Source organism: Flavobacterium muglaense (assembly GCF_014305155.1).
Lineage (GTDB): Bacteria > Bacteroidota > Bacteroidia > Flavobacteriales > Flavobacteriaceae > Flavobacterium > Flavobacterium muglaense.
On sequence record NZ_JACRUK010000060.1, the window covers coordinates 1 to 21,352 of the forward strand.

The 21,352-nt window shown below is 34.7% G+C and carries 13 protein-coding genes; 7 read left to right on the forward strand and 6 right to left on the reverse strand.

What is annotated here, in order from left to right; translation table 11 throughout:
• Window positions 1-110 precede the first annotated feature (110 nt).
• Complete coding sequence (locus H8R24_RS16000; protein WP_187021092.1) at window positions 111-1,382, reverse strand: tetratricopeptide repeat protein; 1,272 nt, start codon at window positions 1,380-1,382, stop codon at window positions 111-113.
• Between the two features lie 52 nt (window positions 1,383-1,434).
• On the reverse strand, window positions 1,435-4,086 hold the full coding sequence (gene gyrA, locus H8R24_RS16005; protein ID WP_187021095.1) for a DNA gyrase subunit A: 2,652 nt from the start codon (window positions 4,084-4,086) through the stop codon (window positions 1,435-1,437).
• A 254-nt stretch (window positions 4,087-4,340) separates the two neighbouring features.
• Between gyrA and H8R24_RS16010 the strand changes: the two genes are divergently transcribed.
• The 3 genes from H8R24_RS16010 (at window position 4,341) to H8R24_RS16020 (ending at window position 8,911) form a co-directional block, all read left to right on the forward strand.
• Entirely contained in the window at window positions 4,341-6,890 is a 2,550-nt protein-coding gene (locus H8R24_RS16010; RefSeq protein ID WP_187021097.1) for an ATP-dependent Clp protease ATP-binding subunit, read from the forward strand.
• Between the two features lie 138 nt (window positions 6,891-7,028).
• Window positions 7,029-8,399, forward strand: coding sequence for a 30S ribosomal protein S6--L-glutamate ligase (gene rimK, locus H8R24_RS16015; protein ID WP_187021100.1), 1,371 nt, complete (start codon window positions 7,029-7,031; stop codon window positions 8,397-8,399).
• 2 nt (window positions 8,400-8,401) lie between these two features.
• Window positions 8,402-8,911, forward strand: coding sequence for a DUF421 domain-containing protein (locus tag H8R24_RS16020; RefSeq protein WP_317172592.1), 510 nt, complete (start codon window positions 8,402-8,404; stop codon window positions 8,909-8,911).
• An 85-nt stretch (window positions 8,912-8,996) separates the two neighbouring features.
• Here the strand turns inward: H8R24_RS16020 and H8R24_RS16025 are convergent, their stop codons facing one another.
• The 3 genes from H8R24_RS16025 to hutH all read right to left on the reverse strand — a co-directional run bounded on the left by H8R24_RS16025 (window position 8,997) and on the right by hutH (window position 12,592).
• Window positions 8,997-10,349, reverse strand: a complete 1,353-nt coding sequence (locus H8R24_RS16025; protein WP_187021103.1) for an inorganic phosphate transporter — start codon at window positions 10,347-10,349, stop codon at window positions 8,997-8,999.
• Window positions 10,350-10,385: 36 nt separating this feature from the next.
• Window positions 10,386-11,030, reverse strand: coding sequence for a DUF47 domain-containing protein (locus H8R24_RS16030; protein WP_187021104.1), 645 nt, complete (start codon window positions 11,028-11,030; stop codon window positions 10,386-10,388).
• 65 nt (window positions 11,031-11,095) lie between these two features.
• Window positions 11,096-12,592 (reverse strand): histidine ammonia-lyase, encoded by a 1,497-nt coding sequence (hutH, locus tag H8R24_RS16035; RefSeq protein ID WP_187021105.1) that lies wholly within the window; start codon window positions 12,590-12,592, stop codon window positions 11,096-11,098.
• A gap of 648 nt (window positions 12,593-13,240) precedes the next feature.
• On the opposite strand from hutH, the gene thrA reads away from it, so the two are divergent.
• From thrA to H8R24_RS16055, 4 genes are all read left to right on the forward strand, one after another.
• On the forward strand, window positions 13,241-15,688 hold the full coding sequence (gene thrA / locus H8R24_RS16040; protein WP_187021106.1) for a bifunctional aspartate kinase/homoserine dehydrogenase I: 2,448 nt from the start codon (window positions 13,241-13,243) through the stop codon (window positions 15,686-15,688).
• A 96-nt stretch (window positions 15,689-15,784) separates the two neighbouring features.
• Complete coding sequence (locus H8R24_RS16045) at window positions 15,785-16,705, forward strand: homoserine kinase (RefSeq protein ID WP_187021107.1); 921 nt, start codon at window positions 15,785-15,787, stop codon at window positions 16,703-16,705.
• Between the two features lie 170 nt (window positions 16,706-16,875).
• The gene (gene thrC, locus H8R24_RS16050; protein ID WP_187021109.1) at window positions 16,876-18,165 is read left to right on the forward strand and encodes a threonine synthase; all 1,290 of its coding nucleotides are present in this window, start codon (window positions 16,876-16,878) and stop codon (window positions 18,163-18,165) included.
• Window positions 18,166-18,637: 472 nt separating this feature from the next.
• Window positions 18,638-20,914: an N-6 DNA methylase gene (locus H8R24_RS16055; protein ID WP_187021112.1), complete on the forward strand. Its 2,277-nt coding sequence runs from the start codon at window positions 18,638-18,640 to the stop codon at window positions 20,912-20,914.
• A 75-nt stretch (window positions 20,915-20,989) separates the two neighbouring features.
• On the opposite strand, the gene H8R24_RS16060 is transcribed toward H8R24_RS16055, so the two are convergent.
• Window positions 20,990-21,352 (reverse strand): group II intron maturase-specific domain-containing protein (locus tag H8R24_RS16060; protein WP_317172593.1); only part of this gene is annotated, 363 nt, incomplete at its 5' end.

A 21,352-nucleotide genomic window follows, 5' to 3' on the forward strand; every position in this document is an offset into this window, starting at 1 on the left:
AAAAGGAGTAGAAATCAATAGATATCTACTCCTTTTTAGGTCTTAATTTATTAGAAACACTTTTTCAGTGCCCTCCTTCTCAGATAGGTTTTTTTATTACAACAAAGCTATTATTTCATTTTAGCTTCTAATGCTTTCTTCTCAGCAGTCATTTCTAATGCACTATATACATTCAATAACGTTTTACCTACATCCTCATTTTTAGGATCAACTTCAAATGCTTTTTCTAGTGTAGGGATAACACTTTTAAATATGTTTTGTCTTTCTACTTTCAAATCAGCATAACGCTTCATGTCTTTTGTAGAAGTACCCAATTTATTCATCTCTTCAATGATTGGTCTTTCTCTTTCCAATTTTAATGCTGCTAAATTAATATAAGCATTTGAATATTTTGGATCAATCTCTATTGCTCTTGTATAATACTTCTCAGCAGCAACAGCATCTTTTGCATTACCACTAATTACTCCTAAGTTAAAAACTAAGTCTGCATCATTTGGGTTTTTAACCAATACTTCATTGATTAACGTTTTATATCTATCAAAATCTTTCGTTTCTAAATATAAATTAGCCTCTGTCAATGTCAAAGAAGTATCCTCAGGATTAGCCGCTCTTGCTTCAGCAATCGCTTTTTTAGCCTCTTCTGTTTTTCCATTTTGAACTAAAATAAGTGCCATATTTTTATATATCTCACCTCTTTTTGACGGAATAACTTCTGTTCTTGGCTTTTCATGCGTACCCATTTTCACCATTCTATCTCTTTCTTGAAGAGTTTTAAAAAGATCCTCTTCAGATGTCAATTTATTAACTGCCAAATAATTAGTTCCTTTTCCAGAATAATTCATTGTTTTTAACTCATTATACAATCCTAATGCTTTGTCATACTCTTTCGCATTTACATATGTAGATGCCGCGTAATACAAGTTCAAAGTATCTTTTTTGTCTAATAAATAAGCATCATAGAGCTTTCCTGCACTTTCATGATCTTTACTCACTTTCGAATCAGCAATAGCACTGTTGATCAATTTGTATTTAATCGTTGTGATCGAAGTTGCTGCTTCGGTTGAATATTTAGCTTTTCCTGATGCTTTCTCTGCTGCAATTAAATCTAAATAAGCTGCAGATGCCACCGTTAAGTTTTTATCTGCATCAATGTTTTTATTTGCTAAGTCTAAAAAAGTATTTCCTTTTACGAAGAAAAACTGTGCTTTTTCAGCATCTGACGCATTAGCAATTAAAGATTCTGCTCCTTTTAAAATTGTAGCAGCTTCTTGTGATTCCCCTTTTTTTAATGCTTTTTCTGCTGCTTTAAGTTCGTCTTTTTGAGCAAAAGTAGCTACTGATATCAATAATGCTGACGTAAGTATTACATATTTACTTTTCATAATAATCGTGGTTTTTATTTAATAATTTTCTTTTGTTTTTTTTTTATTCTAATTATTCATCATCTTCGGCTTCGTCGTCTTCCGCTTCTTCATCAGCATCATCCTCTTCCTCCTCGTCTGAATCATCATCGTCATCTGCACCTTCTTCTTCTTCAAGAACTTCTAGTACCGGCTTCACTCTTTCGATTACTTCGCCTTCGATAACATTTCCATCTTCATCAACTACCACTTCTTCGGCATCGTCTTTCATTACTTTAGTTACTGCAGCAATAGAATCCTTCCCTTTTAAGTTAATCAATTTCACACCTTGAGTAGCACGCCCCATTACACGTAAATCTTCAATCGCCATTCTGATTGTTAATCCTGATTTATTAATAATCATTAAATCATCAGCATCCGTTACAGCATTAATAGAAATTAATTGACCCGTTTTTTCGGTAATATTTAGCGTTTTAACACCTTTACCTCCACGGTTTGTAATACGATAAACATCTTCTCCATCTTCGTCAACTAATTTAGTACGTTTCCCGTATCCATTTTCAGTCACAACTAAGACTTGCGTATCATTCACTGCATCTTTATCTACAGTAACCATGCCAATCACTTCATCATTGTCGTCTTTAAGTGAGATTCCACGCACTCCAGATGCGGTTCTTCCCATCGGACGCGTTTTAGTTTCTTCAAAACGAACTAGCTTCCCGGACTTAACAGCAAGGATAATTTGGCTTTCTCCATTAGTCAATTTAGCTTCTAATAATTCATCTCCATCTTTAATAGTAATTGCAGCAACACCATTCACTCTTGGTTTAGAATATTTCTCTAAAGAAGTTTTCTTCACTTGACCTTTCTTTGTGACCATAACTAAGTTATGCCCTTTAATATATTCTTGATCTTTTAAATCTTGAGTACAAATAAAAGCTTTCACTTTGTCATCACTTTCAATATTAATCAGATTTTGAATTGCTCTACCCTTGGCCGTTTTGCTTCCTTCTGGTATTTCGTATACTCTCATCCAGAAACATTTTCCTTTTTGAGTAAAGAACATCATATATTGATGATTTGTTGCTACAAACATGTGTTCCAAGAAATCTTGATCTCTTGTACCAGCACTTTTTTGACCAACTCCTCCTCTATTTTGAGTTTTATATTCAGTTAAGTTAGTACGTTTAATATAACCTGCATGTGAGATTGTAATTACTACATTTTCATCGGCAATTAAATCTTCGATACTAACATCTCCACCTGAATATTCAATAACAGAGCGGCGTTCATCTCCGTATTTCTCACGAATTTCTTCTAACTCTTCTTTAATCAAAGCAATTCTAAGATTTACATCGGCTAATAAAGCTCTTAAATGCTCAATTAACTTCATGATTTCATCATACTCTGTTCTTAACTTGTCTTGCTCAAGACCTGTTAATTGACGCAAACGCATTTCAACAATAGCACGAGACTGAATATCTGACAATTTGAATCTTTCGATCAACTTCTCTCTTGCTTCCTCTGTACTTTTTGACGCTTTTATCAAAGCAATTACTTCATCAATATTATCTGACGCAATAATTAAACCTTCTAAAATATGTGCTCTTGCTTCGGCTTTTTTAAGTTCAAATTGCGTTCTACGAGTAACCACATCATGACGGTGCTCTACAAAATAGTGAATCATATCTTTTAGATTCAGCATTTGTGGACGCCCTTTTACCAATGCAATGTTGTTTACACTAAAAGAAGATTGTAATTGTGTGTACTTATATAATGTATTCAAAACTACATTAGGCGTTGCATCACGCTTCAAGATATAAACGATACGCATACCATTTCTATCTGATTCATCACGAATATTTGCAATTCCTTCAATCTTTTTATCATTTACAAGATCAGCAGTACGCTTAATCATGTCGGCTTTGTTAACTTGATATGGAATTTCAGAAACGATGATACACTCTCTACCATCCACCTCTTCAAAACCAACTTTGGCACGCATCACTACTCGACCTCTACCTGTTTTAAAAGCTTCACGAACTCCTTCATAACCATAAATCACACCTCCTGTAGGGAAATCTGGCGCTTTAATATGATTCATCAATTCGTCGATTTCAATATCATTATTGTCCATGTAGGCCAATGTTCCATTGATTACCTCAGTAAGATTGTGAGGCGGCATATTAGTTGCCATCCCTACCGCAATACCAGTTGCTCCATTAATTAATAAAGTTGGTACACGAGTTGGCATTACTTTGGGCTCATATAAAGTATCATCAAAGTTCAATTGAAAATCAACTGTTTCTTTTTCAATATCAGCCATTATTTCTTCCGAAATCTTACGCATTCTAGCCTCCGTGTAACGCATGGCTGCTGGACTATCTCCATCTACAGAACCAAAGTTACCTTGACCATCAACTAATAAATAACGCATACTCCACTCCTGAGCCATACGAACCATTGCATCATACACAGAGATATCTCCGTGTGGGTGATACTTTCCTAAAACTTCTCCAACAATTCTAGCGGATTTTTTATGGGCTTTATTTGAAAAAACTCCTAAATCATACATTCCATAAAGAACTCTACGATGTACAGGCTTCAAACCATCTCTAACATCTGGAAGCGCTCTCGATACAATTACTGACATCGAATAATCAATGTAAGCTGATTTCATTTCATCTTCTATGTTAATAGGAATTAACTTTTCTCCTTCAGACATAAGTTGTTATATTAAATAATTATATTAGTTTCAAAACGTGCCAATATACGGCTTTCTGAAATTTTTCAAAGCATTTCGAACTACTTATTTCAATGATTTATTAACAAATTAACTTTTGCTTTTGTTTAATAAATTAACAAATATTCAACGTTATTTCGTCTTTTTTTTTGTCACTTAGCTGACACGACTACTTAGGAACGATTTTTGTTTTTCAAATAGTAATTCACTAAATTTACAGATACTAAATATATATTATGGATGATAATTTTTCACCAAGAGTAAAAGACGTTATAACTTATAGTAAAGAAGAAGCTTTGCGATTAGGTCATGATTTTATTGGCACTGAACACTTGATGCTAGGTATCCTTCGCGATGGTAATGGTAAAGCAATACAAATATTAAACAATCTTTCGGTTGACCTAGATCACCTAAGAAGAAAGGTAGAAATTCTAAGCCCTGCAACCCCTACTATAGATACCAATGTAGAAAAGAAAAACCTACATTTAACGCGTCAGGCCGAACGTGCATTAAAAACTACTTTCCTAGAAGCCAAGGTCTTTCAAAGCTCATCTGTAAGTACAGCTCATTTACTTTTATGCATTTTAAGAAATGAAAACGATCCCACAACCAAGCTATTAAATAAACTAAAAATAGATTATGATGTAGCTAAAGAACAATACATAAATATGACACCAAACGAAGAAGAATTCTTGGAAAATTTACCAAGAGCGACTGATTCCTATAATGAAGATTCAGGACAAGATGACAGTTTAAAAGAAAGCAACTTTAATAATCCAGCCAATAAATCCAATAAAAAATCAAAAACACCTGTTTTAGATAATTTCGGAAGGGATTTAACAGAAATGGCCGAAGAAGGAAAATTAGACCCTGTTGTAGGCCGCGAAAAAGAAATTGAACGCGTTTGTCAAATTTTAAGCCGACGCAAAAAAAACAATCCTTTATTGATCGGAGAACCGGGAGTAGGAAAATCAGCTATTGCCGAAGGTCTTGCTTTGCGAATCATCCAAAAGAAAGTGTCACGTATATTATTTAACAAACGCGTTGTTACACTTGATTTAGCAAGTTTAGTAGCTGGAACAAAATACAGAGGACAGTTTGAAGAACGCATGAAAGCGGTAATGAATGAATTGGAAAAAAATGATGATATCATTCTTTTCATTGATGAAATTCACACTATTGTAGGTGCTGGTGGAGCAACGGGTTCGCTAGACGCTTCAAATATGTTCAAACCGGCTTTAGCAAGAGGAGAAATTCAATGTATTGGAGCTACAACTCTCGACGAATACCGTCAATATATTGAAAAAGATGGTGCACTAGAAAGACGTTTCCAAAAAATTATTGTAGAACCAACTTCTGTTGAGGAAACAATTACCATTTTAAATAACATTAAAAACAAATACGAAGACCATCACAATGTTACCTATTCACAAGAGGCAATTGAAGCTTGTGTAAAGCTGACTAATAGATACATGTCGGAACGCTTTCTACCAGACAAAGCTATTGATGCTTTGGATGAAGCTGGTTCTCGAGTACATATTACTAATATCGAAGTCCCTAAAAAAATTCTTGATTTAGAACGCCAATTAGAAGACATTCGTGAGCTTAAAAATGTTGTTGTTAAAAAACAAAAATATGAGGAAGCTGCTAAACTTCGTGATGATGAAAAACGCATCGAAAAAGAATTAGCAATAGCACAAGAACAATGGGAAGAAGATGCTAAAAACAACCGAATCGAAGTAACTGAAGACAATGTTGCCGATGTAGTCTCGATGATGACAGGGATTCCTGTGAATCGTATTGCACAAACTGAGAGCAATAAATTAGCCAAATTGCCAGAGTTGATCGAAAGCAAAGTAATTGGTCAAAACGAAGCAGTTGTAAAAATTGCTCGTTCGATCCAAAGAAATCGTGCTGGACTGAAAGATCCTAATCGCCCGATTGGTTCATTTATCTTTCTTGGTCAAACCGGAGTTGGAAAAACACAATTAGCCAAAGTATTAGCCAAAGAATTATTTGATTCTGAAGACGCATTAGTACGTATTGATATGAGTGAGTACATGGAGAAATTTGCCATTTCTCGCTTAGTTGGAGCGCCTCCAGGATACGTTGGATATGAAGAAGGTGGTCAATTGACCGAAAAAGTACGTCGCAAACCGTATGCTGTTGTTTTATTAGATGAAATCGAAAAAGCGCATCCTGATGTTTTCAATATGCTGCTTCAAGTACTAGACGACGGTTATTTGACCGATAGTTTAGGGCGAAAAATTGATTTCAAAAACACTATAATTATCATGACTTCAAATGTTGGAGCTCGACAATTAAAAGATTTTGGTCAAGGTGTTGGTTTTGGAACAGCTGCCAAAGTTGCACAAGCAGATGACAATTCGAAAAGTATTATTGAAAATGCATTGAAAAAAACATTTGCTCCTGAATTTTTAAACCGTATCGATGATGTAATTGTTTTCAACGCATTAGAGAAACACGATATTGATTTAATTATCGAAATCGAATTAAAAAAACTATACGCAAGAGTTGCCGAATTAGGATACCAATTAGCTCTTTCTGATAAAGCGAAAGCATTTATTGCCGAAAAAGGATTTGATAAACAATTTGGCGCTAGACCGCTAAAAAGAGCCATTCAAAAATATGTAGAAGATTCTCTTGCCGAAGAAATTATAACTTCAAAAATAACCTCTGGTGATGAGATTTTCATGGACATCGAAGAGGGTGCGCAAGAATTAAATGTTAAAGTTAATAAAGCCATTGAGCCTACCAATTTATAAGGTATTCATGCTGTAATATTTAAAAGGTCTGTTATTTAATTTATAAATAACAGACCTTTTTCTTTATATTAATTGTACCTTTAATTAAAAAGTAATTTTTACATTTGAAAATTATAATTCAAGCAAAATAAAATAAATATGTCTCTAAACAAAGTAATCCTTGGTAGTGAAGAATGGTGTTCATTTCCTGAATTAGGAATCCCAACGATAAAAGCTCGCGTAGACTCTGGTGCAAAAACATCCGCTTTACATGCTATTAACATAGCGCCTTTTATCAAAAACGAATCTAATTGGGTTCGATTTGACATAAACCCCATTCAAAACAACCTAAAAACGGTGATTCATTGTGAGGCTCCGCTTATTGATAAACGAATTGTAAAAAGCTCAAGCGGCTTTAGAGAACATCGTTACGTGATTCAAACTAATTTACAAATTGGCGATGCTACTTGGGCAATCGAAATGACATTGACCAATAGAGATTCGATGGGGTTCCGAATGCTACTAGGAAGAGAAGCCATGAGCGGCCGTGTACTTGTTGACCCGGAACAGAAATATCTTTTAGGTCAACCTACATCTGAATCATTAAAAGAATTATATGTAAACTCTGAAAAAGCACCTACAGGCTTGCGCATTGGTGTACTAGCTAGTAATCCTGAACTTTACAGCAATAAACGTATTATGGAAGCAGGTGAAATGCGCGGTCATGAAATGCATTTCTTAAATATCAAAGAATGCTATATGAAACTGGATGCACAAACTCCAGAAATTCATTATAGAGGTGGAATTATTCTAAATCAATTTGATGCTATTATTCCTCGAATCCGCCCTAGCATTACCTTTTATGGCTGTGCATTAACGCGTCAATTTGAAGCCTTAAAAGTATACAGTTTAAACTCCGCAAACGCGATTACGCAATCAAGAGACAAACTGTTTTCTTTGCAATTATTATTAAATAGTGGTATTGGAATTCCTACAACTGGATTTGCCAACTCGCCTTTGGACACCAACGACTTAATAAAAATGGTAGGTGGCTCTCCTTTGATTGTAAAATTACTAGAAGGAACACAAGGTAAAGGTGTTGTACTTGCAGAAACTAAAAAAGCAGCCGAAAGTGTAATCAATGCTTTCAAAAGCGTAAATGCTAATATACTTGTTCAAGAATTCATCAAAGAAGCAAATGGTAAAGATCTACGCTTATTTGTTATTGATGGCAAAGTGGTCGCTACCATCCAGCGCGAAGCCATGCCAGGTGAGTTTAGAGCAAATATCCATTTAGGCGGAACAGCCTCTATCATAAAAGCAACTGCCGAAGAGAAAAAAATTGCCATCAAAGCCGCGAAAGCAATGGACTTAAAAGTAGCAGGTGTTGATATCATCCGCTCTTCAAAAGGGCCTTTATTATTAGAAGTAAACTCTTCTCCTGGACTTGAAGGAATCGAAGGTGCTACCAATAAAGATATTGCCGGAGAAATGATTAAAGCTATCGAAAAGAATTTCAAGATTAAATAGTTGTGAATCCTTACCTTGATATTGCAATTCGTACGGGAGCAGTCTATTTTTTTATGCTGATTGCATTGCGTGTTTTTGGCAAGAAAGAATTATCGCAGTTAAACACTAGTGACGTAATATTAATTTTGCTAATTAGTAATTCAGTACAAAATGCTATGGTTGGTGACAACACCAGTCTTTACGGAGGTCTAGCAGCTGCAACCATTTTATTTATCATCAATTATATCTTAAAAAAAATACTATATAAGTATCAAAAGCTTCATACCTTTTTTATTGACAAACCTGAAATTTTAATCCACAATGGAACCTTAGAATTCAAAACATTAAGCAGGCTGAATATAACTTCTGAAGAATTAAGGGAAGCAATGAGAGAACATGGTGTTGAGTATTTTAAAGATGTAAAATTATCCATGCTTGAAATTGACGGAAATATTAGCATTATTACTGGTAACGTCGACTTGAAACAGAGTCTTTACAAGCGAAAGAAAAAAGGAAAAAAGGCAATTCGGTAATTAAAAAAGACATCTATAAAACAAAAAGAGATCCAAGTTTATAAAAACTGGATCTCTTTTTTATTCCTGTACTAGCGATTCTATACTAGATAAACACACTCAAGACATAATAGACTAAAGCCGCTAGCAAGCCCGAAACCGGAATTGTTAAAACCCAAGCCCAAAGTAAACTTACAGTAACACCCCAACGAACTGCTGAAACACGTTTCGTCAAACCAACACCAATTATTGATCCTGTGATCGTATGTGTTGTACTGACAGGTACTTTAAAGTGTTCTGTGAAATAAAGCGTCAAAGCTCCTGCCGTCTCTGCAGCTACACCTTCAAATGAGGTTACTTTTGTGATTTTAGACCCCATTGTTTTCACAATTTTCCATCCACCACTTAAAGTTCCAATCGCAATTGCGGTATAACACGCTAGTGGAATCCACTCTGGCATTACTCCTTTGATTCCTTTTTCGTCATTTGGTAAAACCACTTGTAACCATTCTGGAAGACTTACAATATCAACACCACTAGTCTTGATATAAACCGCTACTGCTGCAGCAATAATCCCCATTACTTTTTGCGAATCGTTTCCTCCATGCCCTAAACTAAAAGCAGCTGATGATAACAATTGCATTTTTTTCAATACAGCATCTGCTTTGTGTAGGTTTAGACTACTAAATACTAAAGCAAAAACAGAAATTGATATAATAATAAAAGCGACTAAAAACCACTTGATATTATGAGATTCAAAGACAACACTCCAAAAAACAGAGCTTGCAAATCTTGGATCTTCTATTTTTTCGAAAGGTATCATTTGACTATAAACGAAGACAATAGACCCTATCATTAACGCAATGGTAAACAATTTTGGAAGTATCGTTTTCTTAGAAGCGTTAAGCAACCAAATTGAAATAAGATACGACATTATTGCTCCTAAAAGCGGCGCAAGTACAATAAATGCAATGATAATAACAACTCCAGAAGGCATTCCACCATCTTTCCCTGCTTTGTACCAACTCACGATATCATACCAATGTTTAGTATGTTCTACCCCATCCTCAACAATGCTATAATCAGCAAATCCATGTACAGCGATAGCGTGCGCGATAGCGGCTCCTGCAAATCCACCAATTAATGTATGCGAAGAACTTGATGGAATTCCTTGCCACCAAGTAATTAAATTCCAAATGATCGCTGCAACAACTCCCGCAAGAATCACCGTCAAGTTAATCTGACTAGAATCGGCTGTTTTTGCAACTGTATTAGCGACACCTAAACCAAAAACCCAATACGCCAAGAAGTTAAAAAAAGCAGCCCAAACAACGGCTTGAAATGGCGAGAGCACTTTGGTGGCAACTACAGTAGCAATGGCATTTGCAGCATCGTGAAAACCATTGATGTAATCAAAAATCAAAGCCAATACTATAATAACTATAAGTAGAGTAAACATAATTTTAATTGAAAGATTGAGAAATTTTCGAAATTCTTAAGAATGCTTAACAGCTATTGATTCTAAAACACTAGCAACACTTTTACATTTATCAGTAGCTGTTTCTAGAACAGATAATACTTCTTTGTATTTAATAATGTTTTTTGCATCAGTTTCGTTTTCAAAAATCTCAAAAACCGCTTTATTATAAACGTTATCTGATTTATTTTCTAATTTTGAAATTCTAGCACAAGCCACAGTAATATTTGGAATGTTTTTTAAATTTCTCAATTCTTTTACCGCTGTATCAATATTTTGACAAGCTTCAAGATTGATTTCGGTTAATTTCCTAATTGATTTGGTAATTTTATCCACTTGATACAAACGCATGATACTTGATGCTCCATGCAAACGATCGGCTACATTGTCAATTGAAGTCACTAATGAGTGAATATCTTCTCTGTCAAATGGAGTGATGAAATTTCTACTCAACTCTAAATTGGTTTGACGTGTGATGTCCTCACCTTTTTGCTCTAATTCATCTATTTTTTGAAAAATAGCTTCTCTTTCTTTCAAGGGAAGATTTACTGCTTCGTGCAAATTAGAAGCTAATTCTATCAAATTACTAGATGCTTCTTCAAAAAGAGGAAAAAACTTTTTATCCTTTGGTACTAAAAACTGGAAAATACTATTTAATGACATTGTATATATTTTAGGGTGCAAAAATACTTCATTATTTTAAGCCAATGTTAAGTAATTGTTAACAATCACTCCTCGATTTGAAAAGTATTCAAAAATGTAACCGTTTTCTCAATATCGTAATGTAGGATGCGGTCCTCGCTTACAAATGGGACCTCTTGGCGATAAGCCGTCAAAAACATTTCGATAAAATCACTTGATTGCAAAGGCCTTCTAAACTCAATTGCCTGAGAAGCATTCATCAATTCGATTGCTAAAATACGCTCCAAATTATCCATAACTCGCAATGCTTTTGTCGCGCCATTTGCCCCCATGCTTACGTGATCTTCCTGCCCGTTGCTTGACACGATACTATCTACACTTGAAGGTGTTGCCAACTGTTTATTTTGACTTGCGATACTTGCGGCAGTGTATTGCGGAATCATAAACCCAGAGTTCAATCCTGGATTATCTACTAAAAACGCAGGCAAATTACGTAATCCTGATATTAATTGATAGGTTCTTCTCTCGGAAATACTACCCAATTCCGCCAAGGCAATCGCCATAAAGTCTAGAGCTAAAGCCAATGGTTGCCCATGAAAGTTTCCACCCGAGATAATCTGATCACTTTCGATAAAAATATTAGGATTATCTGTGACCGAGTTGATTTCGGTTTTAAATACTTTTTTGACATATTCAATAGCGTCTTTAGATGCACCATGCACTTGCGGAATACATCTAAAAGAGTACGGATCTTGAACATGGGTTTTCACTTGTTCAATAATTTCACTTCCTTCAAGAAAATCTTTAACGCGATTAGCAGTGACAATCTGACCTTTGTGGGGACGTATAAAGTGAATTAATTCGTCAAAAGGCTCGATTCTACCATCAAATCCTTCTAAAGATATAGCTCCTATCAAATCGGCTAAATAGGAAAACTTATTGGCTTTCATTAAAATATGCGCTCCATATGCACTCATAAACTGTGTTCCGTTTAATAGTGCCAAACCTTCCTTGGACATCAAAGTGATTGGTTCCCAATTAAAACGCCTCATTATCACATTGCTGTGCACTCTTTTGCCTTCAAAATACACTTCTCCTTCACCTAATAAAGGCAATGACAAATGTGCTAAAGGCGCTAAATCTCCAGAAGCCCCCAATGAACCTTGGGTGTAAATTACAGGCAAAATATCATTGTTGTAAAACGCAATCAATCGCTCTACAGTTTGCATCTGGATCCCAGAATGACCATAGCTTAAAGATTGTATTTTTAACAGCAACATCAATTTCACAATAGCTTGAGGCACCTCTTCTCCTGTTCCGCAAGCGTGTGATTTTACTAAATTTTCTTGGAGCTTAGATAAATTTTCATTGGATATTTTTACATTACAAAGCGAACCAAAACCAGTATTGATGCCATAAATAGGCTCCGAATGTGAGGCCATTTTTTTATCTAAATAGTCTCGGCATTTTTGAATATTTACTTTGGCTTCCTCCGAAAGTTCAATTGTTTTATGATGAGCTATTATTTCTTGAACGATCTCTAGAGAAAGAATATCAGTACTTATATAATGCGTGTTGTCCATTTTGTTTTGAGTTTTGAGTCCCAAAATTCAATAAACAATTGTTAAAAAGCAACTTATATTGTCAATAATTTAAAATACCAATCAAAAACTAACAAGTTTGCAATTTCACCCCTAAAAATACGCTTAAAAACAATCATTTGATAACAATAAAACAAACTTGCCCCTAATCATTATACATTCAATGCCTAAAAACCCATACAACTTCAATCCGTTTTAAGTCAACTACAACCAAAAACGGACTGTTTCTACAGCCTCAAAAAACCAATTTCGCTCCTAAATCCTTTTTGAATCCAAATAAAAACAAGAATAAGCGCAATAAATAGCCGATAAAATAAGGAAACCATAACCTAAGACCTATAAAAGCTTCTTTATTGAAATATTCGTAAAAACAGAATAAAGGTTTTTCGTTTTTATAAAAAACTGTATTTTTGTCACATCATAATGAACAACAACAGAACTACATATCATCCTTCGATAACAACTCTTAACAGAGTTGCCATTTCTGTTACTTCAACTTTTACTACAACAACAACTACCCCTTAGGGGTATACATTTTACATATAATCCATTTTTGTATTTTTCTTTTTTAAGAAAGAAAGGTATTGGATGTATAAAAGACATTGCATTTTTCAAATTAAAACAATTACAATGAAAGTATTAAAATTTGGCGGAACTTCGGTAGCCAATGCACAAAATATAAAACTAGTCTTAGACATAGTACAAAAACAAGCTCATCAAGAACAATTAATTGTAGTAGTATCGGCTTTAAGTAAAGTAACTGATTTGCTTCAGCTTGCTTCTCAAAAAGCAGCCTCAAATGACGAAAGCTACAAAGAAATTGTTGCCGAGATCGAGAAAAAACACTTGGATACCCTAAAGGATTTTATTCCTGTAGGCGCGCAAAGTGGTTTGTTGAGCCATGTAAAACGCATTATCAATCACCTTGAAACGTTATTGGACGGCTGTTTCCTTCTAGGCGAACTTTCTCCTAGAACGGCCGATACAATTTTGAGTTTTGGTGAATTATTATCATCCTATATTATTGCCGAAGCTTTAAAGCAAAAGTTACCTACCGCCGGATATAAGGATAGTAGAGAACTCATTAAAACAAATAACAACTTTGGCAAAGCAGCGGTAAACTTTGACCAGACGAATCAATTAATCGTTGCTTATTTTGCTTCAATTGACAGTCCTGTTGTAGTAATGCCTGGTTTTATAGCATCTACTACAGATGGAATTAATACCACTCTAGGTCGTGGTGGATCTGATTATACGGCTGCCATTTTAGCGGGTGCATTAGAAGTAGCTGAATTAGAGATTTGGACAGATGTAAACGGAATGTTCACTGCCAATCCACGTATTGTAAAACAAGCACAACCTATCGCTACGATTTCATATCAAGAAGCAATGGAGTTGTCTCATTTTGGTGCCAAGGTTTTGTACCCACCAACAATCCAACCCGTTTTAAGAAAAAACATTCCGATTCTGATCAAAAATACTTTCGAGCCAGAAGCCGAAGGAACTTTTATTTCGAATAATGCTGTTGCAAATGGGAATCCAGTAAAAGGAATCAGCCATATTGACAACATCTCTTTGATTACTTTAGAAGGACCAGGAATGATTGGGGTTTTAGGATCGTCAAAACGATTATTCGAAACGTTATCACAAGCCAATGTGAATGTTATCTTTATAACTCAAGCTTCATCAGAGCACTCTATTTGTATCGGAATTTTGAATTCAGATGCCAATGTTGCCGAGGAAGCGATTAACAAAGCATTCGAAATTGAAATTGCGCAAAATAAAGTAGCACCTTGCATCGTTGAAAAAGACCTTTGCATCATTGCATTAGTGGGTGAAAACATGAAAAACCACCAAGGACTTAGCGGAAAAATGTTTAGTACTTTAGGAAAGAACAATGTCAACATTCGCGCCATAGCACAAGGTGCTTCTGAAAGAAATATCTCGGCAGTTATTAATGAAAGAGACGTTAAAAAAGCCTTGAACACGCTTCACGAGCGCTTTTTTGAAGAGAACACCAAACAATTGAACCTTTTTGTAATGGGTGTTGGAAATGTAGGGGAGAAATTCATTGACCAAATAAAACAACAAAAGAAGTTCCTAAAAGAGAATCTAAAAATAAACCTAAGAGTTATTGCATTAGCCAATTCTAGAAAAATGCTTTTTGACGAAGAAGGGATTGATTTAAAATCATGGCAAGCTAGCCTAGATCAAGGACAAAAAGCCGATCAACAAGGCTTTATCCAGCAAGTAAAAGAGTTGAATTTACGTAACAGTATTTTTGTAGATATTACTGCTAATGAAAGTGTGTCACAAACCTATGCGCAATACTTAAGAGAAAGCGTGGCGGTGGTTACTTGTAATAAAATTGCTTGTTCATCAGCATTTGATAATTACAAAAACTTGAAGAGCTTATCACGCAGGTACAATGCGCCATTTCTATTCGAAACAAATGTAGGAGCGGGATTACCAATCATTGATACCGTTAAAAACTTAGTGGCATCTGGTGATAAAGTGAATAAAATTCAAGCCGTTTTATCAGGTAGTTTGAACTTTATCTTCAATAATTTTGATGCAAACAATTCGTTTCACGACGTTGTGAAAGAAGCAGGCGTACAAGGATTTACAGAACCCGATCCAAAAATTGACTTGAGCGGAATCGATGTTGCTCGAAAAATTCTGATTTTAATTCGCGAAAGCGGATACAAAATGGAAATCGAAGACATTGAAAACGAATCGTTCTTACCTGCCGAATGTATGGCCACTACCAATAATGAAGAATTCTTTAAATCACTTACGCAATATGCAAGTCATTTTGAAGGAATTTTGGCGGAAGCCAATGCCAAAGACAGTCGCCTGAAATTTGTGGCCCAATTTGAAGATGGCAAAGCGAGCGTAGGGTTGCAATTTATCCCAAAAGACCATCCTTTTTACAACTTAGAAGGAAAAGACAATATTGTATTGTTTTACACAGATCGTTATGTTGACCAACCTTTATTGATTAAAGGTGCCGGTGCGGGAGCTGCAGTTACTGCTTCTGGAATTTTTGCAGATGTGATTAGAATTGGGAATGTGTAAGGACGTGATTAATCGTCTCTTAAAAATGTAAAAACGCGATTAATCTTGAAAATGTAAAGACGCGATTAATCGCGTCTCTACAATACAAAAAAATATATGAACGAAATAAAAATATTCTGTCCTGCTACTATTGCTAATCTGTCTTGTGGATTTGATGTCCTTGGATTGTGTTTGGACAATGTAGGTGACGAAATGATTATTAGAAAATCAGATCAAAAAGGAATTCGCATCACTAAATTAGTAGGTGCCGATTTACCGCTAGAAACCGAAAAGAACGTTGCCGGTGTTGCTGCTTTGGCGATGCTAGAAGCACTAAATTCAGATGCAGGATTCGAAATCGAAATCTACAAAAACATCAAAGCCGGTAGCGGCATTGGGAGCAGCGCTGCTAGTTCGGCGGGAGCAGTTTTTGGAATCAATGAATTATTAGGAAGACCTTTCGAAATCAAAGATTTAGTGCCTTTTGCAATGCAAGGCGAAAAACTAGCCTGCGGAAACGCCCATGCTGATAATGTGGCTCCTGCCCTACTGGGTGGATTTACGTTGGTACGCAGTTATGCACCGCTGGATATTATCAAAATAGAAAGTCCGCCAGAACTTTACGCTACGGTGGTTCATCCTCAAATTGAGTTAAAAACATCGGATGCGCGCTCGGTATTGAAGCAAACGGTTTCCTTAAAAAGCGCCATCATGCAATGGGGAAATGTAGGCGGATTAATCGCTGGTTTGTATACTAAGGATTATGACTTAATTGGTCGCTCTTTGCATGACGAAATCGTAGAGCCTTTGCGCTCGGTATTGATTCCGGGATTTGATTTAATCAAGCAAACGGCTTTAGAAAACGGCGCTTTAGGATCTGGAATTTCGGGATCTGGACCTTCTATTTTTGCTTTAAGCAAAGGAGAAGCTACAGCTCATAAAATTGCCAAAGCCATGAGCGCTGTTTATGACGAAATGAAATTGCCATACGAGATTCATGTTTCAAAAGTGAATCCTGATGGTGTGAGAATCATATAACACGAATTTCACGAATTGGCACCAATGTTATTTTGCTATAATTTAAATTAAAAAATAAATAAAATAAACGAATTCTACTTGTTCAATATAAATCGGTTTTACGCTACTTCATTACAACAGTAGCATTTAATTCGTGGAAATTCGTGGAATTCGTGTTGAAAAAAAAAACAATGAAATACTATAGTTTAAACCATAACGCCCCAAACGTTTCTTTTCAAGAAGCAGTAATTCAAGGATTAGCCAGCGATAAAGGATTGTATTTTCCGGAATCGATAACGCCCTTGCCGCAAGCCTTTTTTGATGAAATAGAAAATTTATCGAATGAAGAAATTGCTTTTGCAGCCATTCGCCAATTTGTAGGTGATGAAATTCCTGAAAATATTTTAAAAGAAATAATTGCCGAAACCCTTTGCTTTGATTTCCCGGTGGTAGAAGTCGAAAACGGAATCTATTCACTAGAATTGTTTCACGGACCAACAATGGCTTTTAAAGATGTTGGCGCGCGCTTTATGTCGCGTTGCTTGGGGTATTTTAACAAAGACAAAAAAGACAATAAAAACACTGTTCTTGTGGCGACTTCTGGAGATACAGGTGGTGCTGTAGCCAGCGGATTCCTAGGAGTCAATGGCGTCGAAGTGATTATTTTGTATCCATCAGGAAAAGTGAGTGACATTCAAGAGCGACAATTAACGACTTTGGGACAAAATATTAGAGCGCTTGAAGTGGACGGCGTTTTCGATGATTGCCAGGATATGGTCAAAAAAGCATTCCTGGACGAAAGTTTGAAACACCACAATTTGACGTCGGCTAATTCTATCAATATAGCGCGCTGGTTGCCACAAATGTTTTACTTTTTCTTTGCCTACAAAGCCTTGAAAAAGCAAAACAAACCTTTAGTTTTCTCTTGCCCGTCTGGGAATTTTGGAAATATTTGCGCAGGAATAATTGCCAAAAAAATGGGCTTACCAGTGGAGCATTTTGTCGCATCGACAAATGTGAATGATACGGTTCCACGATTTTTAGTTAATGGAAAATACGATCCAAAACCATCTAAGGCAACGATTTCAAATGCGATGGATGTGGGGAACCCAAGTAATTTTATTCGTATTCAGGAAATGTACCAGAATGACTTGGCGCAATTCAATACAGACTTTTCGTCGTTTACTTTTTCTGATGATGAGACCATTGCAGCCATGAAAACCATTTATGCGGCTAACGGATATATTGCCGAGCCACATGGTGCCGTAGGATATCTTGGATTGAAAAAAGAATTAGAAAACCATCCCAACGCAATTGGAATTTTCTTAGAAACTGCCCATCCAATCAAGTTTTTAGACACGGTGGAACCAACATTAAACGTAAAATTACCCATCCCAACACAAATTGAAAGTGTGTTAGGTAAGAATAAAATAAGTACTAAAATTAAGACTTACGAAGAGCTGAAAGCATTCTTAGGATAAGTAACAACAATCACAAATACACCAACGACTAAAGAGTACTTTTTAGTCGTTTTTTTTATGCTTTATTTGGGCATGCCCCTACTTCCACTGCGTTGCAGTAGCGTCGGGCTGTGCGTTGCAATCTCCCGAAGAAAAATCGGGAGGATTTTCACTACCATCCCTCATGCGGTTAAAATAGTTAGTTCACTAATTCGTAGGTTTACTTTCCTTTTTTTAAAAATAAAATCACGATCTACTATGTAAGAAATAATGCTATATTTGTAAGAGGTGGTAGTAGCATAAACAAATTCTAAAACCACGAGCGATCAATTAAAAAAGTAATGCTTTGTGATGCTACAGAGTAGTTAGCTGTTATACTATTGCGAATCGTAAAAATAAGACTTATTATTTAATTTTTAATCTAATTTTCTTTAAAGTTAGTAATTTCTAACTTTTGTTTTTATATTTGTCAAACTTTTAGATTTTAAGTATTATGACAACTGAACCTATAGAAAGAGATATTGAAACTTTAATTGATTTACAATTACGTAAACTTGGTTGGGATGATAATCCAAAAAGTCCAAAAAGAAATATTTGGAAACAACAACCAAAAAAAATTGATGAAAAGAAAAATCTTGGTGGTTTAAAACCTGATTATATTTTATACAATTCTAACACTCACGAACCTTTAATTATAATTGAAGCAAAAAGACCTAGTAGAGATGTGTTTACTGCATTGATACAAGGTAAAGAATACGCTGAAAAAATAAATGCCCCAATAGTAATTGCAACAAATGGAATATTGGTAAAAGCAATACATTTGAAAACTGGTAATTATTTAATTTTGAACGGGGAAAATGTTGATACTTTTTTCGATGAAAATATTGCCTTAAAATTCATCGAAAATTTTGAGGTTGAAACAATAAGTAAAAAAATAATAAACTCTAGAAATGACCTAATCAAAATTTTTAAAGAAGCAGATAATTCATTAAGAAAAGAAGGTTTATTAGCTGGACACGAGAGATTTAGTGTTTTTTCAAACATTTTATTCTTGAAATTAATGAGCGAGATTCAAGATATTAATGATAAAGAAGGTGAAAGAGAAGTTATTCCAAAGGAATATAGATGGAATTTTTTTAAAAATAAAAGTGGTAATGAATTACAGAGTTATTTAAATAAAATTGTTTTAAAGAAATTTGATGAATTTTATAAAAGTGGAAATGAATCAATTTTTGATGAATTAAGAATTGAAAGCCCAACAGTTTTAAAAGAAATAATAAATAAACTTGACCAACTAGAATTAATAAATATAGATTCAGATATTAAAGGTGATGCATTTGAGTATTTCATTAGAAGATATAATGCTGGAGAAAAAGATTTGGGAGAATATTTTACACCAAGACATATTGTTAAATTTTTAGTTCAATTGTTAAATCCAGTATTTGGAGAGAAAATTTATGATCCTTTTTGTGGTACTGGGGGAATGTTAATAGAATCATTTAAGCATTTAGTGCGTTCCGCACCAAACAACAAATCATCATTAAAATTCTTAAAAGAAGAAAGCGTTTACGGAAGAGAAATTTCATCTACTGCTAAAATTGCTAAAATGAATATGATTTTAATTGGTGATGGTCATAACAATATTCAAAGGGTAGACAGTTTATCAAAACCAATTCACGACCTCTATGATATTGTAATAAGCAATATACCTTTTGCCTTACAAACTGAGTATGGTAGTTTATATGATATTCCTACAAAAGATGCAAATAGTATTTGTATTCAACATTGTATTGAAGCAATTGATAAAACAGCAACAAATGGAAGAATTGGATTAATCCTTCCTGAAAAAGTTCTATTTGATAAAAACTATGAGATTTTAAGAGAAAAAATTTACGAAAATTGTACTATAGAAAATATTATTTCATTACCAAGTGGTTCATTTGAACCATATACTGGTGTTCAAACTAGCATTCTCCATTTAACCAAAGTAAAAAGAAAAATAAAAACAAATAAAGTTAAATTTTATTTTGTAAAAAATGATGGTTATTCACTTGATAAAAATCGTAAAAAATTATTGGGTGAAAATGATTTAGATAATTTTTTCATAAAGGAAAATGACTACAATAGTTTATTTATAAATATTGATAAAATTAAAAATAATGCTTTTACTCTTCAAGGTAAAAAATATATCCCACCAAGAGATTTAGCAGAAATTACTTTTCAAACTATAGACCTTATAAAACTTTCAACGGTCTTAAAAAGAGTTAAAAACGTATCTGTAAAAATAGATGATGCAGATGATTATAACCTTTTAGGAGTTAGAAGTTATGGTTTAGGTGTTTTTAAAAAGCCATTAAAAGGTTACGATTTAAGTAAAGGAATGTCTTATTTTAAATCAAAAAGAAATCATCTTTTTTGGTGTAAAGTTGACACTAAAAACGGTGCTTTTGGGGTTGTGAAAGAAGGCCAAGATAATTGCATTTTCACAAGTAATATGTCAATGCTGGAAATAGATGAAAACAAAATAATTCCATATTTTTTTGAAATCTTATTTAGAAACAAAAAGGTTCAAGAATATTTTGATAATTATATTAGTGGTAGTACTAATAGAAAATATGTTAAAATTGATGAATTACTAGATTTTTACATTCCAAATTATACAATGCAACAACAGAAAAAGATTGTTGAAAGTATTATATTGGCAGAAAAAAATATAATTGAAAATCAAAATATAATTGAATTAAATATAGAAAAAACGAACTCAAAATAAGTACAACAGCTAATCGAGTAGACGGCTCCGCTAGGAACTAACGGAGTGCGCCTCTCACACCACCGAGCGTACGGGTCACGTACTCGGCGGTTCGCAAAACGATGGGTTAAGTTCGATGTAAACATCTGTCAAAGATTGATAGCCTTTTTGCCTTAGACGCTTCAAAGTAATGGTTGAACCTAAAATAGGACTCTGGGCAATTGCCCAACCGCCTTTACGAGTGCGACTATATGCATAAGCGTGGTCTAGGTCAACACCCAATCGAATCAGGTTTTTTCTTTTCCTTTCAGGCTTCTTCCAATCGTGCCAAATGCAATATCTTAGTCTATTTCGTAACCAGCCATCTATAGATCGTAATTTACCCATTATACTCGTGCCCCGAAAATAGTTTAACCATCCTCGTTGCACTTCTTTTATCTTGGCAATACGCTCTTCTAG

Bases quoted from the DNA above. Each gene is read 5' to 3' on its own strand.
- thrA (WP_187021106.1), top strand. From the start codon at position 13,241: ATGAAAGTATTAAAATTTGGCGGAACTTCGGTAGCCAATGCACAAAAT.
- H8R24_RS16025 (WP_187021103.1), bottom strand. From the start codon at position 10,349: ATGTTTACTCTACTTATAGTTATTATAGTATTGGCTTTGATTTTTGAT.
- gyrA (WP_187021095.1), bottom strand. From the start codon at position 4,086: ATGTCTGAAGGAGAAAAGTTAATTCCTATTAACATAGAAGATGAAATG.
- H8R24_RS16030 (WP_187021104.1), bottom strand. From the start codon at position 11,030: ATGTCATTAAATAGTATTTTCCAGTTTTTAGTACCAAAGGATAAAAAG.
- hutH (WP_187021105.1), bottom strand. From the start codon at position 12,592: ATGGACAACACGCATTATATAAGTACTGATATTCTTTCTCTAGAGATC.
- rimK (WP_187021100.1), top strand. From the start codon at position 7,029: ATGTCTCTAAACAAAGTAATCCTTGGTAGTGAAGAATGGTGTTCATTT.
- H8R24_RS16045 (WP_187021107.1), top strand. From the start codon at position 15,785: ATGAACGAAATAAAAATATTCTGTCCTGCTACTATTGCTAATCTGTCT.
- H8R24_RS16000 (WP_187021092.1), bottom strand. From the start codon at position 1,382: ATGAAAAGTAAATATGTAATACTTACGTCAGCATTATTGATATCAGTA.
- H8R24_RS16055 (WP_187021112.1), top strand. From the start codon at position 18,638: ATGACAACTGAACCTATAGAAAGAGATATTGAAACTTTAATTGATTTA.
- H8R24_RS16010 (WP_187021097.1), top strand. From the start codon at position 4,341: ATGGATGATAATTTTTCACCAAGAGTAAAAGACGTTATAACTTATAGT.
- thrC (WP_187021109.1), top strand. From the start codon at position 16,876: ATGAAATACTATAGTTTAAACCATAACGCCCCAAACGTTTCTTTTCAA.